The following is a 15,271-nucleotide window of genomic DNA, read 5'->3' as shown; positions in this document are numbered from 1 at the left end:
TTTGATACAGCCTTCTCTATTGCGAAACAAATGATCCGCTGTGCAGATCTACTTCAGCGACAACAAAAAGCCAATGGTGAAATTCGCATCCCAATCGAAAACAAAGGTGTCGCAATTGGTCGCATCCTTTATGGCTTTATAAATATTTACACCACTTTTTGTTTTTACCTTATCCGATTTATAATCTTCCGGCGCCTTTAAAACGGTGTAACGTTCTTCCCCGTTCCTTATTTCTTTGGCCAGCTCAAACGGCACACCGCCCAGTATAAAACACACCTCTCTTTTATCCGTAGGTATCTTTGCCGCAGCGGTTTTTACTTCAGCATAAACTGCATCATCCTTCAGCCCTTTCTCGTAATACTTGGCACCAGGGGTTTCCACAGCCTGTACATTATCGCCGGCATCTGCCCAGGAGATCTTGGTATTACCGGAACCAATGTCCGCTACAAACGAGTTGTCACGGTAAGCATTGGGTAGTACCGATTTCAGCGCCAGCTTTCCCTCCTGGTCCGGGGTTACAAGATTCACCACATATCCCATTTTCTTCAGTTCGGAAGCGATGATCTTTGTTTTCGGTTCTTTCTGTGCGCCCGAGCTGATCACAAAATGCACATTCCTGGAGCGGACGCCCTTATCAAACATATCGCCAATGTATTTTTTCAGACCCGCACGAATGTCTTCAGTGGTGGCCATGCCTTCATAAGCAAAGGACTGTCCGAAATCTTTTGAAACGATCTCCCAGCGTTTTTCCTGGTCCATATTAATGATAAAGGAATTGAATCCCGAGGCACCTACCTCAACAACACCTTTTAATTCTCCGTTTACGGGCTTCTCCGGTTCATAGTTAAACGTTCTGCCGGATGCCGCAGTCCCTTTTTTTCCTTCAGAAGGATTACCGCCTTCAGTGCCGCCCCCGGGTTCAACGGTTGTGGTTGCTTTTACATCATCATGACTGTTAAATACGCCGCTTTTATATCCCCAGTAGCCAAGCAGAAAGATAGGGACCGCAATAATAAACGCCTTTACAGGCCAGCGTAAACGCGACCAGGTTGATCTTTGTTCCATAGTTTATGTGTGGTTTTGTTGATTGATTAATCCAGCAGGGAAAATCCCTTGTCGACCTTTTCTTCCGGCTTCAATTCATAGTTCGAATCAGCCATTTCAGTTACATTCAGTACTTTAAGGTTGCGCTCATCCACCTTCCTGATAAATGCTTCCAGTTCGCTTTGCGAAGGCGTACCGCCAACCGTTATATTGTTATTCTGATCCAGGAAGTCGAGATTGGAACGGATGGATGCAATGTTCTGGCTGATGGCGCCGGTGGCGGCATTCATTGCCTCCTGGAATGCCCATCCGTCTTTTATATTGAACACATCGGCCAGCCCTTCGGTAGCACTTTTCATTTTCTGGGTTGCCTCCAGTTTTTTTGCAATAATGGAAATACTGCTGTTCAGGGTGCTTACATAAATGCGGGCCGCACTCTCATTGTCTTTCAGCACTTCCAGCACTTTGCTGAACTGGTTGGCATATTGTGCATAGCTGCGGGCATTTTGTTCATCTGCCTCGCCTTCCTTGCCCAGCAAAAAAGCTTTCGTCCGGGTTTCCTTGGCATCGCGGTTCAGCTCATTGGATTTCTCATTGTTTCCTGTGCCCGCCGCCTGTTTGGCTTTCTCCTCCAGGCTGGCCGCTTCCGCGGTAAACCGTTTGGCATACTGATATTTTTCCTCCGCCGTTTTTTGTGCATTTTCACCGCTGGTGATCATATCGATGCGCACGCCATCAACATTGGCGATTTTATTTTTTACCCTTTTAAGTGTATCCTTGGCATCCCGTTCCAGCAACTGCAGCGTTTCTATCGGGTTCTTCCGGATGATCTCTTTCTCGCCTTTAAACAGCAGCACGGTACCCAGCCGGTGCAGCAGGGAAACGATCTTTGGAGCCAGCAGCAGCAATGTTACCAGCACAATTCCGAAAATAACCAGCAGTACGCTTTTTTGGGCATACTCCAGCAGTACCGGCAGGTATTTGAAAAACGCAAAGGCTCCTCCGATCACCAATGCCCAGAAAAAGATCGTGGAGATGGTCTTCTTTCCTTCAGGTGTTATTACCTGGGCGGGAAGCTTATCACCCAGCACCTGGAAAATCGGGAGCTGACTTTTTATCTCTGCGGGAATATTTATGACCTGTGATTTTTCTGCCATGTCAATTTTAGTTTATGTTTTGTTCAATAATGGAAATTGCTTTTTCAATATCACCCACCACTTCCTTTACAGCCGTTTTGCCGGTATGAATTTTTTGTTCGATATCTTTCAGCTGCTTGTCGTATTTGCCATCCAGGTTTTTATAGGCCTGTTCTTTCTCTTCAAGCTGTTTTTGCAGTTCACTGATCTTTGCATTCAGATCTGTGACCTCCTTTTGCAGGGATTGTTTTTCCCGTACAAGACCGCTTTGTATCCCCTGTTTCTGATTTTCTTTCTGCACCACATCCTGGTCGATCACCTCCTGTATCCGCACCGCATAGTTCCGGCCGCTGCTCAGCAGTTTATCTTTGCTGAGTGATTTGTCTACATATTTAAGTGAAGTGTATGCAGCTTTGATAGAAACGGCATCAATAGTACCCATTTCTGCTGCGGCATTCCAGACCTCAAAAAAATCAAGCCCGTCCTCATTCAGCTTTTCAAGCAGGTCCAGTACCTTCAACTTCATCTCTTTGAGGTCCTCAGCCTGCAGGTCTCCTGCCGGTTCCGCCTTTGGCGCAACAGGGGTTGGAGTGATAACAGTTACGGGGTCCGGTGCTTTTGTCACAGGCGGAGCGGGTATATTTTTTTCAGGCAATGAGTATCCTGTATCTCCGTCTTCAAAGATCAGTCGTTTAATACTGCGGAGAATTCCGAAAGAGCTCTTACCAGGCTTTGTATCCATATTCATTTAAAATCTAAGCTAAAATACAAAAACTACACAGAAAAAGCAGTACTCCGGCGGTGAACGGAATACGGCTACCGGCGAATTGATGAAAAGAGGCGCCCGCTTCCCGATCCCGGCCGGTCAGGCAGCTTTGCTTAAAAAAATTAAATAAAATAGAAATTAATTATTGTTTTACGATAATTAATTATACTTTTACAGAAAGTAAACAAAATGCAAAACGTTCGCATCGTTGCCACCGTGTTGTTGTACCTGTCCCGGCTGCTGGCAGTTCCTTACCTGGCCAGTGCATTGTATATAATGATCTGTTTTCTTTTCAGCAACCAGCTGGTGCATCCTATGGATGGAGGGCAGCGCTTTGTTCTGCATTATCCGTTCACATCAATTCCCTTTCTGATCGGGGATGAGTACCGGTTCATCTATATTTTTGAGATGACCGCATTCATCGGTTTATATGGCGTCTTTTTCTGGACGCTGGGCAATGTTTTCAAAACATTCCGGGCACAAAAATTCTTCACCCCCAAGGGAGTACAACGGCTGAAAGTATTTTACCTGCTCAATTTCCTGGCGCCGCTTCCCTTCCTGATAAGACACCTGGCAGATCATTACGAAGTGGCTACGATTGTCATTCTTACAGTATTGCATTGGGTGCTGGGCATTTTTGCCTATTTTATGGCCGTTATTTTCAGCCGGGGAGTGCAATTACAAAACGAACAAGATTTAATTTTTTAAACCATGCCAATTATCATAAACCTTGATGTAATGCTTGCAAAACGTAAGATGCAGTCAAAGGAATTGGCCGAAATTTTAAACGTTACACCAGCCAATTTATCCATACTAAAAACAGGAAAGGCCAAAGGCATCCGTTTCGATTCCCTGGAGGCGATCTGTAAAGCACTGAAATGCCAGCCCGGCGATATCCTGGAATATATAGAAGAGGAAAGCTAAATCCATAACAGTTCACACTATTAAAATCGCGGCCGTAAGGCTGCAGGGAATCCTATTGTCTTTAAACATTTCATCCGATGAACCGACTCATCATTGAACAACTCAGTAAAACCTATCCCGGCGGGGTGAAGGCCCTTAACAGCATTTCGCTGGAATTATCCGATGGCATGTTTGGCCTGCTGGGCCCTAACGGCGCCGGAAAGTCCTCCCTGATGCGCACCATCGCCGGGCTTCAGCGGCCGGACGAGGGGCGCATCATTTTTAACGACCACATCGCTACGCCGGGTTCTGTACTCATCAAAAAGCAACTGGGCTATCTTCCCCAGGATTTTGGTGTGTATCCCCGGCTATCGGCCCTCCGGCTGCTGGACCATTTAGCTGTTCTGAAGGGGATCACCAACCGCCACGAGCGAAAAGAACAGATACTGGCCTTGCTGCAAAAGACCAACCTCTACACGCATAAAAACAAGGCGGTAAGCAGCTTCTCTGGTGGTATGCGCCAGCGTTTTGGCATCGCACAGGCATTACTGGGCAACCCCCAGCTGATCATCGTTGATGAACCTACTGCGGGCCTGGACCCGGAAGAGCGCAACCGCTTCAATAACCTGCTTAGTGAGATCGGGGAACAGGTGATCGTGCTCCTCTCCACACATCTGGTTGAAGATGTACGCAATCTCTGCACAAAAATGGCCATCATTCAAAACGGTACCCTCATCGCAGCCGGAAGACCGGATGATTTTATAAAGGCGCTCGATGGAAAGATATGGTCAAAGCGGATCGATAAAAAAGACCTGCAGCAGGAACAGCAGAGCCACCGGGTCATCACATCGCATTTTATTGCCGGCAGGCTGCATATCACGATCTATTCCGAAAAAGATCCCGGAGGTGATTTTACGCCCAAACAGGCCGATCTGGAAGATGTTTATTTCACCCAATTAACTCTTGTATAAATTATGTTCCGGCAATTATTACAATTCGAATGGCGGTTCATCAGCCAAAGGCTGTCATTTTACCTCCTGCTGCTGTTCTTTATATTGCTGGGATTTATTACCGGCACCGTGGCCCGCTTTCCTTTTCCCAACACTTTCAGGAACGGCACTTATGTATTGAACTATGTTGTTGGGATCATGTCCCTGTTATGCATCTTCACTACCACGATACTGGCCGCACAAACCCTGTTCCGCGAAAAGGACAGCCGCTTTGATGCCATTCTTTATGCCACACCCATCCGCAAAGCCCCCTATGTATGGAGCAGATTCAGCAGTATTTTTCTTGTAAGCGCGGCCTGTTATCTGCTGTTAATCGCAGGTATGGTGGCCGGTCACCTGGTACCCGGAGCGTATCCCGGTGAAACCGATGCCATTCATCTCCTCCGGTACCTTCATCCCTTTTTCATCCTGCTGCTTCCCAATATCCTTTTTTGTACCGCGGTTGCTGTAAGCATCGGCTTATTTACCCGCAGCCGGATGCTGGTATATGTATCGGGCGTACTGATCTATTTTCTTTACTGGGGTGTATCATTTTATGCCAACTCCCCCATCATTGCCAACAGCACGCCGGTGCCGGCCACGGCGATGCATATTGCTGCATTAACAGACCCTTTCGGCATTGCTGCCTTCCTGGAGCAAACCCGTTACTGGAGTCCGCTCCAGCGCAATACCCAACTGCTGCAACTAAGCGGCAGCCTGCTTATAAACCGGCTGCTGTACATGACCGTATCGGGCCTGCTGCTTTTTTTTGCCTATAAACGATTTGCCCTGCAACCCCAACTATCAGGCGGGATCAAAAAGCAACGCCGGTCACCTGCTGCTCCGGAACATTCTTACCGGCCCATCACTACCCGTACCGGCACCTGGCGTTTTGATCTGCAATGCCTCCGGAGCCTGGTTTCCATCGAATGGAGCAATATCCTCAAAAGCATTCCCATCTGGCTGCTTCTTGCCGGCTGGGCAGGTTTTATGAGCATCGAAACATTCAGCAATATTAACGGGAACAGCCGGCTGCCGGAACACCTGGCCACCACTGCTATCCTCACAGAAGGGATATTGTCCGGCCTGCCGTTGATGGCATTAATGGTATTGGTATTCTACGGGAATGAGGTCTTCTGGCGAAGCCGCCAGACCCGGTTTAATGCCCTGGAAAGCACTACGGCCGTTCATCCGGCTGTAATGCTGTTTTCAAAATGGGTAGCACTGGCCCCTGTGGTGGTGGTGCTGTTGCTGGCAGGTATCGGCACAGGACTTATTATACAAGTCATAAAGCACAATGCCTCCGTTGACTGGGCACTGTATGCCTCCCTTTTTTATCTTATCGGACTGCCCTTATTCCTGAATGCCGGGCTGATCATCTGCATACAGGCACTTACGAAAAATAAATATACCGGTATTGTTCTTGCAGGATCGCTGATGCTGCTTACCCATACCAGCATCGGAACCATGATCGGCCTCCGCCATCCGCTGCTGCGTTTTGCCAATTCTTTCCAGGGCGCCTACAGTGAAATGAATGGTTTTGACAGCGGTCTTTCTGCCTTTCATTACAACATGCTGTACTGGTCTTCGGTTACCCTGCTGCTTTTCCTGATCACAATTGCCTTTACCCTCCGGTCTGCTGGCGCCAGCAGAAGATCATTGGTTTGGTGGAGTGCATCCGGCGTTCTTTTCTTTACAGCTCTTTATACAGGCAGCACGCTTTTTATCAACACCTCATCGCCTTCCCGGAACGCCCTCACCGATTGGCAAGCATCATATGAAAAAAAGTACGCGTTTATTGCAGACCGGCCGCAGCCCGTGATCACAGCCGTGAGCTCCTGTATTGATCTTTACCCGGAAGCATTGGGTTATAAGGTCAGAGGACATTACCGGATGGTGAATCAGACTGCCCTTCCTATTGATACCCTCTATATCTACGGCGATAAGGAAATGAGCTGGAGCAGGTTGCAGACCGGCAACGGGAAACTGATAACATCCGATTCAACCTATGGCTACTATATATTTAAACTGGCTCGGCCCCTGATGCCCAACGACAGCATTACCTTTCTATTCTGTTTTGAATACCGGGGGTCTCCCTTCAAAAAAGCAGCCGGGTTCAATACCATCGTCCGGAACGGAAGCTTTATCCGGATCAGCCGGTATTTTCCGGTTCCGGGATACAACAGCAGCAATGAAATTGAAGAAAAACAGGAGCGTAAAAAATACGGTCTGGATACTGCCGGCAGACTGCCGGTGTTGTCGTCGCCCCGGAAAACGGATGCCGGTTTCGTTCACTTCGAGACCGTAGTATCGGTGGGGAATAACCAGACCGCTATCAGCATTGGCGAACTGCAGCGGCAATGGAAAACCGGCGACCGCAGTTACTACCATTACAAAACGCCATCACCGGTGCCCTTCCGTTTTGCAGTAGCATCCGCCCGTTATGCCGTGAAAAAGCAACGGCAGGGCAGCACTTCGATTGAAGTGTATTACGATCCGCAACATCACCGAAACATTGACCACCTGATGCAGACCGCGCGCCGGAGCATCGCCTATTGCGAATCCAGCTTTGGCCCCTACCCGTTCCCGACAGCCCGCTTTATCGAGATCTCGGCGCTTACCAAAGGTTTTGCCGGAACGGCCTACCCGGGCAGTTTGTTCATCAACGAAGCTTTCGGATACAGCAATATTGTCGACAAGGATCCCGCCAGGGATATCCTTCATGAAATGGTAAGTCATGAAACCGCACATGCCTGGTGGGGCAATAGCGGCATTGCACCGGATGAACGGGAAGGCAGTTCACTGATGACGGAAACACTTGCTATGTACACAGAGCTGATGTGCTATAAAAAGGCGTATGGGCCCGCTGTACTTGCCGACCGGGTAGCAGTACACAAAGACCTTTACCTCAGCAGCCGCAACCAGGCTGATGAACCGCCCCTGTTCCGGCTGAACCCGGCCCAACCCTATCTTTCTTATGATAAGGGGATGGTGGTGATGTATCAGCTTTATCTGTTGCTGGGTGAAACACGCATCAATCAGGCGTTGAAAAGCTTTTACAGGAAACATGCCTGGCCCCAACAGGTGCCCGTTTCCACGGATCTGCTGGAGGCCCTTTATACCGTTGCGGGGCCTTCCGATACCGCGAAACTGAACGAATGGTTCCGCCAGGTGGTTACCTATGACCTGGTACTGGAAAAAGCGACCGCACAACAACCGGCCGGTCATATATACACACTGCAGCTGGGCGCAGTTACCCGCAAATTTCTGGAGGATGGAAAGGGAAATGCCCAAACCGTTCCCTTTGATGACCCCGTTGATGTACTGATATATCTGGCCGGAGGCCATACTGAAAAACGGATGCTGTATCCCTCCCGTAACCGTATTGATACGACCTTACCTTTTACAAAAAAGCCGACGCGGGTGGTGCTGGATCCGGATCTCAAATTCCTGAACCGCTCGGATGCATCGAAAGAGAAAACAATCCCTTAATATTTGCAATTCGACACCTTCAGCCTATATCCTGGGAGCCGGACCTACAAAAGATGATGGACCAGCGCCTGGGTAACAGGCTATTGACCGTATCTGTTTTAATTAGCCCGCTGCGTTTCTCTGAAGTCGACCCGCTTTCCATTCTCTTTTACTTTTGATTTTCCAAACAGGTAAGAGACATTCAGACTGAAAGTACGGTAGTGGTAATCGGTATTGGTGTATTGGGTAAAATCCTTGTAGTAAAGCCGGTATCGGTTTTGGGATCCATCGAGGAACGAAAGGCCAATCAGCAACTTATTATCCACAAACGATGCTCTGAAGCCGGAATTGACATAATACTGGCTATACGTATATACATTGCCTCTTGTATTGCCAGGCGTGTAAGAGGCGCTTAAAAAATAACGCAACCACTTCGTTATAACGAACGTATTATTCGTTCCGTAATTGAGTGCAGATCCATTCTTTACTACGATATCCAGCAGGGATGATTGCGAGCTGGAGCCGCTGTAAGAAACCGAGCTGTTGTTTTCCCACCATTTAAAAATTTTGCAATTGAAGGAGGCATAAGCCCCGAAATTGTTTTGTGTCAGATAATTTGCAGACGTAATGATGACCGAACTACCGTTTACTTTTACAATGCTGCCGGCCCCGTTCAATGTGCGCTGCCCGAATACGGTAAGCGACAACATACTTTTGTACAGGTATGATAATTCTATATTATGACTGTAGGAAGGCTGCAGCAGGGGATTTCCCATGTAGTAGCTATACGGATTTGTATAGAGTTTACGCGGGTTGATCTGTCCCAAGGAGGGGCGATTGATCCGTTTGGAATAATTCAGTGAAAATGTGTTTACATTATTTAATTTATAGGTAACATAGGCCGTAGGAAACAGCCTGCCGTACATATAGCTGTTGCCGCTTTTGGTTGTAGGTGAAAATCCATCAACAACGGTATATTCATATCTTAAGCCTGCCTTTGCAGACCATTGCTTACTGAAGTTTTTTTCGGCACTGATGTATGCCGCGATGTTTTGCTCCTCATACTGATAACGGTCGCTTTTTGCCGTATCCAAAATATAACCGGCTCTGGTAAGATTTAAATAGTCATTTGCTGCGATGTTATCAAAATAGGTATACTTAGCCCCCGTTTCCAGTTTGGCCCATTTATACGGCAATGTTACATCCGACTGCAGTGCCCAAACGTTATACCGTGTATCACTATTGTTCATTACCTGATCAATCGTTGATGATTGACTGGATGTTGTGGTAAAGGACCGCCTGCTTTCCGGTTCATTTGAAAAAAAGCTGAAGCTCGTATTTAACAGTTTACCCAGGGTATCAATCTTAAAATCATGATACACGTTCAAGGTGTGCGTTGCTGCCGGTTGCCGTGTATAGGATGGTGTAAATAACACTGAATCGGTGATATGATTGGTTTGATAGGTGGTGCTGCCCCGCTGATCAATTTTATAACTCGACTTATTGACATCATAAATAAATCCAATATTGTTTTTATTGTTCAACTTATAATCCAGGGTCAGGTTGGCTCCCACACCTGATGCGGATGTGGCCCGGGGGAAATTATTGAGTATCTGAAAGATGGTTCCTACCTGGTCTGCGGTTTCATCGATGATACCCCGCCGGGTATTCTGCCGGAGCTTAAGCGAACTGCTGATGCGTGCCGACCGGTAGTTCAATATAAAATTATCACTAAACCCCGCGCGTATCCCCTGGGAATAAGTAGCGCCAATAGAACCACTCCAGCCCAGTAAAGGATTCTTTTTTAGTATAATATTAATTAAGCCGCTATTTCCGGCAGCGGAATATTTAGCAGGAGGTGATGTTATAATTTCTATTTGGGCCACGTCATCGGAACGCAGGCTTCTTAAATAATGCATCAGGTCGGCGCCACTTAAATAAATCATCCGGTCGTTGATCATCACCCGCAGCCCGCCCTTTCCAATCATAGAAACACCACCTTCCCGTACCTGCAGCAGGGGCGTGATCCGCAGCGCCTCTTCCAATGAGCTGCCCCTGGCGGCAATGGAATTTTCTATATTAAACACCAGCCGGTCGACTTTCCGTTCCAGCAATGGTTTTGTGTTGCTCACCCTAACAGCCTGAAGTTCTTTTGCCGCTTTATACAACAAAATCGAAGGAATTGTTACGGTTTCATTTTGAACCAAAACCGGTCCTGAGAACTGCGTTCCGTAATTAGTGTGGCTTGCCCGGATGATATAATGTCCGGGCACTGTTTTTTCAAATAGAAAATGACCGGAGGTGTCCGTTATCGCATATTTAACAGCGGATGAATCCTTTTCTTTCAACAAGGTTACCGTTACATCCCTTAATCCGCTGCCCCGTTCATTTTTTATAGCACCTGAAATATTCTGGGCAATCACCCCTGAAATGCCCCACAACAGCATCGCCAGCATACAGCCCCAGCCTTTGTTCATACGGTTTGTTTTATAATTTGAATAAATGAATTGCCAGGTTACGGCATACTTATCCCTTACAGTTTCTATTGCCTGCTTACAAAGCGGCGGAACAGCCCGCTACAAAAGGGTTTGAGCGCTATTCCAATATCACGTTTCCGAAATCGCTATAAATTCTTACCGGCACTTTGCCCGACCCCATACGTCCTGCATAAGCCCGTTTAAAGGAAAACCCGAATGATTCCTCCGAGGTTGTTTGGGGGATGTTGGCAGTAGTCTGGTTATCCAGTTTTCCATATTTTATTTCGATATTAAAATTGCCGTTAAAAGATGCGGGTAGCATAAATACCGCATTTTTTGAATAAGATAATTTGAGATCCAATGTTTTAAGTTGATCGGTCAGTCTCAGTTTTAGTTGCCTGCAAAGCAGGAAATCTCCATTGATCGTACCTGAAACACCTTTGATGTTCACTTCGGCATGACCAATTTTAATATGAACATCTTTCAATATACCTGTAACTACTTTGCCGAGCTTACTATCTATGTTCCCATTCATTAAGTCGCCCGTTGTCAGGTCTCCTAAAACCTGCGTAATGTTGGTAATACCGCTGCGGCTGGGAATAACGGTGTTACCTAACGTGTTGTTCACATCAAGCTTGTTCCCCTCTGGTAAATACACTACATAATCAACCGATATGCCTTTTTTCCCGATTACGGTTCCTTCCGCTATTTGCGTTTTAAATGTTATGAGATCGCCTTCCTTACTTTCAATAGTAGCTGCATCAAGAATGCTTTGTGCGGCAACACGGTCAGCAGCCCGGGCAGTGATCGTCACTTCCACCTTTACCTGGTTTTGGCTCCAGTTATAAATAGCTATGGTACCAAACCTGTTTGTAACAGATACCCTTTGATTTTTATTCAATGAATAGTGCTGTTCTATTTTTTTTTGTGCTTCATGCTCCTGTGCGTTTGCTGTGAATGAAAAGACCGGGATATAAAAAAAAATGATCAGAAGCAGGTTCCCTTTTATTGCGTAGTTCATATTCTTTACCTGTTGTTTTCTGGATGTTATAAAATCCGCGCATTGAACGAAAAAGATTTATTTTCTTTTAATGTGCTGTCCTTCCTGCGGCGCTCCTTATATATTTCCAATTGACTGTTCAATAATTCGGTCTGCATTTTCAGATTTTCAATCATTGCCTCCAGCAGCTGTTCTTTATCTCCATTTTGCTGAAACTGTTCTTTTAAGTCTTTGTAGGAATTCTCAAGGGTTTTCAGATCCCGTGTAAATGCCTTGTACAAGTGAGGTTCGGTAAGCAGTAATACATGGAGCTGGTTTTGCTTTATTTCGATCAATCTCGTGTAATGGTACAGTGCTTCATCCTCTTCTTTTTCCTCCGGGCCGTTGTTTATCTTTTTCTCCTGAGTTCCCGAATCTTCAGGCACCAGCATTTTTGTCTCCCGCCTGTTCGTATTGCTATCACGGTGTGCAAAAGGCTCCGTCTTTGCAACCGGTTGTTCCCTGCCGGTATCTGGATTTTCCTGCCTGGAGAAATAGAATATTCCAGAAACGATCAATATCAATATGGATGCCGCCGCTCCGTATAACCAGCGCTTCATAACAAAGACCGTAGCCCGTTCCTTACCCCGGGAATCGATCTCCTTCTTTACCCGTTGCCAGAGTTCCTCTGTTGGTTCCTGCGCATTAAAAAAGTCGTTGTTGCTGGTGATCCACTGCTCCAGCGGGTCTTTATCTGTATTCATTTTGTAAGCACTCCTTTATTTTGTTTTTCGCCCGGTGATAAATCGTGCGCACATTACTATAACTGATATTAAGCATTTTGGCAATTTCGTCCTGGGAAACATTGTCGACTGCATATAAGTTGAAAATAATCCGGTAATTTTCTGGTAACCGGTCAATAGCCGTCTTTACCTGTTCATTGGTAAACATATATTCGTCATGTGGGCTCCCTGCTTCCACCTCCTGCTCTATATCGGTCAGATCAACATCCACCCATTGCATTTTTTTTCTTTTACGCAGCAACTCAAGTGATTTATTGATAACTATGCGTATTAACCAGCCTTTAAAGGAGCTTTTATACGTAAAGGTCTCCAGCCTGTCAAACGCAATCGCAAAAGATTCCTGCACCATATCCGCCGCATCTGCCGGGTTATTGAGTATCCGCATGCTGCTGTTCAGCATTAGTTTTGCATAACGGTGATACACCTCATAAAAGGCTTGTTTATCCCCCTTACGGCAACGTTCCACCAATGCGTCCTGGTCAGTAGTATAATTCAAATGCGTCTACCTCTTATTTTGTAATGACAAAAACTGAAAATTGTTACAGTAGGAAGGCGGCATTTTTGAAGAATAAACAAAATTTCCGGCCGGGGGCAGTTAAAAAGCTCATTCCCGGTTTCGGGGGGTATTTCAGGTGATTATCCGCAACAAACAATATTTGCGATAGTTGTTGTTCAGAGGAATGCATAAAAAAAGCACCCCTTTCGGAGTGCTTAAAGCTATTTTACCAAAACGCTGCGGTTTATCCTAAAGCCACCCTTTTAAACTCAGTAACTTTTACGTCACCGTTCTCTTTCAGGTAGTCGCCAACAGATTTTCCGGCATCTTTTACAAAAGCCTGTGCGGTAAGGGTCTGCTCTTTAAAGAACGCACCCAGTTTGCCTTCAGCGATCTTGGCCAGCATTTCTTCCGGCTTACCAGCCATTTTCGGATCTTCTTTCATGATATCCATGATCACCGCTTTTTCGCGGGCAACCACATCAGCAGGAACGCTTGATGCATCCACCGCTACAGGGCTCAGCGCGGCTACCTGCATGGCTATATCCTTTCCAACTTCAGGAGCGTCCTTATCCAGACCTACAAGTACACCAATGCGATAAGCACCATGAATGTAAGAAGCCACATAAGGTGCATCTACTCTTTCAAACTTGGTGATACCGATTTTTTCGCCGATAGACGCCAGTTTATCGTTTACCAGGTCGGCGATTTTAGCGCCATCGATCGTTGCTGCATTCAGTTCATCAATGGTTTTGATATCATTGCTGATTGCGGCATCTGCAATGCTTTTTACAAAAGCAACAAAGTCCTCGTTTTTAGAAACAAAGTCTGTTTCGCAGCTTACACATACCACAATACCTGATTTATTATCGGCATTGGTTTGTGCAATCACTACACCTTCTTTGGCCTCACGGTCGCTTCTTTTGGCAGCAACTTTCTGACCCTGCTTGCGCAACCAGTCAATAGCTGCTTCAAAATCACCGTTGGTTTCTGTCAAAGCCTTGCGGCAATCCATCATACCAGCACCTGTTGCCTGGCGTAACTTATTTATATCCTGTGCGGTTATTGTAACTGTACTCATTCTTTTTTGTTTAAGGTTTAAGGTTTAAAGTTCAGCACATTAAATCTTAAACCGGACTTATTTATGAAATCTTATTGTTATCAATCCGGCTCTATATTTATGGGGCCGGGTCAAATTGAGTAAGGTTTAAGATTCAGCACCTGATTTCTAAGACCTTCGCCTTAAATTCAAATATTGAACCTTAAACCTTAAACGATGATTATCTTCTCGGGCCTCCGCTTCTTGCTCCGCCACCACCGGTTGTGGTTCTGCGGCGCTGACCGGCACCTGCACCGGTTCCGGTACCTGTACCACGGCCACGGTTACCACCACGGCCTGCTTCAGCTTCTGCTTCTGCCTGTATTTTTGCTGCCTGTTTTTCTTTTTCATCAGCAAAGTTGTCTTCTACTTCTTCATCTTTTGCGGCCTGTCTTTCGCTCAAGCCTTCAGCAATAGCGGCAGTGATGTAGTTTACAACAATGGCAATGGATTTGGTAGCATCATCATTTGCAGGGATTGCAAAATCCACTTTATTGGGATCACCATTCGTATCCACCACACCAAAAGTGCCAACACCCAGACGTTTTGCTTCTGCCAGAGCGATGTGCTCATGACCGATATCTACAATAAATAAAGCAGCAGGAACACGACCCAGCTGAGCGATACCACCCAGCACTTTTTCCATTTTTTCTTTATCACGTGTTAAAGTAAGGCGCTCTTTCTTTGTAATGCTGTCAAAAGAACCATCACCCAGCATTTTTTCAATGCTCTGCATTTTCTTTACAGATTTACGCACCGTGTTGAAGTTGGTAAGCATACCACCCAGCCAACGCTCGGTTACATAAGGCATCCCCACTCTCTGTGCACATTCTGTAACAATATCTTTTGCCTGTTTCTTTGTACCAACAAAAAGTATTTTTTTACCGCTGCGCGCTATTTGCTTCATAGCAGCAGCTGCTTCCTGTAAGCATTCGACTGTTTTATTCAGGTCGATGATATGAATGCCTTTTTTCTCAGCAAAGATGTAAGGCAACATTTTAGGGTTCCATTTCTTCTTTAAGTGACCGAAATGCACACCCGCTTCCAGAAGCTGTTGTTGTAATGATGTATTGTTATTTTCCATCTTATAAAATTGAAAATTAATTTT

At 46.1% G+C, this 15,271-nt stretch carries 13 protein-coding genes; 4 read left to right on the top strand and 9 right to left on the bottom strand.

Annotated features, from left to right (window positions below; genetic code table 11):
• Positions 1–48 precede the first annotated feature (48 nt).
• The 3 genes from K7B07_RS12720 to K7B07_RS12710 are packed head-to-tail and all read right to left on the bottom strand — an operon-like array spanning position 49 to position 2,922.
• Positions 49–1,065: a hypothetical protein gene (locus K7B07_RS12720; RefSeq protein ID WP_223710150.1), complete on the bottom strand. Its 1,017-nt coding sequence runs from the start codon at positions 1,063–1,065 to the stop codon at positions 49–51.
• 26 nt (positions 1,066–1,091) lie between these two features.
• Positions 1,092–2,201 (bottom strand): hypothetical protein, encoded by a 1,110-nt coding sequence (locus K7B07_RS12715; RefSeq protein ID WP_223710148.1) that lies wholly within the window; start codon positions 2,199–2,201, stop codon positions 1,092–1,094.
• A 7-nt stretch (positions 2,202–2,208) separates the two neighbouring features.
• A complete protein-coding gene (locus K7B07_RS12710) occupies positions 2,209–2,922 on the bottom strand; it encodes a hypothetical protein (protein ID WP_223710147.1) in 714 nt (237 codons plus the stop codon).
• 213 nt (positions 2,923–3,135) lie between these two features.
• Between K7B07_RS12710 and K7B07_RS12705 the strand changes: the two genes are divergently transcribed.
• The 4 genes from K7B07_RS12705 (at position 3,136) to K7B07_RS12690 (ending at position 8,330) form a co-directional block, all read left to right on the top strand.
• Positions 3,136–3,654, top strand: a complete 519-nt coding sequence (locus tag K7B07_RS12705; RefSeq protein ID WP_223710145.1) for a DUF2975 domain-containing protein — start codon at positions 3,136–3,138, stop codon at positions 3,652–3,654.
• A gap of 30 nt (positions 3,655–3,684) precedes the next feature.
• Positions 3,685–3,870: a helix-turn-helix domain-containing protein gene (locus K7B07_RS12700; RefSeq protein WP_245562268.1), complete on the top strand. Its 186-nt coding sequence runs from the start codon at positions 3,685–3,687 to the stop codon at positions 3,868–3,870.
• A gap of 77 nt (positions 3,871–3,947) precedes the next feature.
• A complete protein-coding gene (locus K7B07_RS12695) occupies positions 3,948–4,820 on the top strand; it encodes an ABC transporter ATP-binding protein (protein WP_223710144.1) in 873 nt (290 codons plus the stop codon).
• 3 nt (positions 4,821–4,823) lie between these two features.
• Positions 4,824–8,330, top strand: a complete 3,507-nt coding sequence (locus K7B07_RS12690) for an ABC transporter permease/M1 family aminopeptidase (RefSeq protein WP_223710142.1) — start codon at positions 4,824–4,826, stop codon at positions 8,328–8,330.
• A gap of 98 nt (positions 8,331–8,428) precedes the next feature.
• Here K7B07_RS12690 and K7B07_RS12685 read toward each other — a convergent pair whose 3' ends face one another.
• The 6 genes from K7B07_RS12685 to rpsB form a co-directional block, all read right to left on the bottom strand.
• Positions 8,429–10,786 carry an outer membrane beta-barrel family protein gene (locus K7B07_RS12685; RefSeq protein ID WP_223710141.1) on the bottom strand — a complete coding sequence of 786 codons (2,358 nt, stop codon included), beginning with the start codon at positions 10,784–10,786 and terminating at the stop codon, positions 8,429–8,431.
• Positions 10,787–10,904: 118 nt separating this feature from the next.
• A complete protein-coding gene (locus K7B07_RS12680; RefSeq protein WP_223710139.1) occupies positions 10,905–11,807 on the bottom strand; it encodes a DUF4097 family beta strand repeat-containing protein in 903 nt (300 codons plus the stop codon).
• A 26-nt stretch (positions 11,808–11,833) separates the two neighbouring features.
• The gene (locus tag K7B07_RS12675) at positions 11,834–12,529 is read right to left on the bottom strand and encodes a hypothetical protein (protein ID WP_223710138.1); all 696 of its coding nucleotides are present in this window, start codon (positions 12,527–12,529) and stop codon (positions 11,834–11,836) included.
• Entirely contained in the window at positions 12,516–13,064 is a 549-nt protein-coding gene (locus tag K7B07_RS12670) for an RNA polymerase sigma factor (protein ID WP_223710136.1), read from the bottom strand. Before K7B07_RS12670 ends, K7B07_RS12675 begins: the two co-directional genes overlap by 14 nt.
• A gap of 244 nt (positions 13,065–13,308) precedes the next feature.
• Positions 13,309–14,145 carry a translation elongation factor Ts gene (gene tsf / locus K7B07_RS12665; RefSeq protein ID WP_223710135.1) on the bottom strand — a complete coding sequence of 279 codons (837 nt, stop codon included), beginning with the start codon at positions 14,143–14,145 and terminating at the stop codon, positions 13,309–13,311.
• Positions 14,146–14,344: 199 nt separating this feature from the next.
• Positions 14,345–15,247 (bottom strand): 30S ribosomal protein S2, encoded by a 903-nt coding sequence (gene rpsB / locus K7B07_RS12660; RefSeq protein ID WP_223710133.1) that lies wholly within the window; start codon positions 15,245–15,247, stop codon positions 14,345–14,347.
• Positions 15,248–15,271 lie beyond the last annotated feature (24 nt).

This window comes from Niabella beijingensis, from assembly GCF_020034665.1.
In the GTDB taxonomy this organism is placed as follows: domain Bacteria; phylum Bacteroidota; class Bacteroidia; order Chitinophagales; family Chitinophagaceae; genus Niabella; species Niabella beijingensis.
The sequence above is the reverse complement of the archived record's forward strand: the minus strand, read 5'-3'. Positions and strand labels throughout refer to the sequence as shown.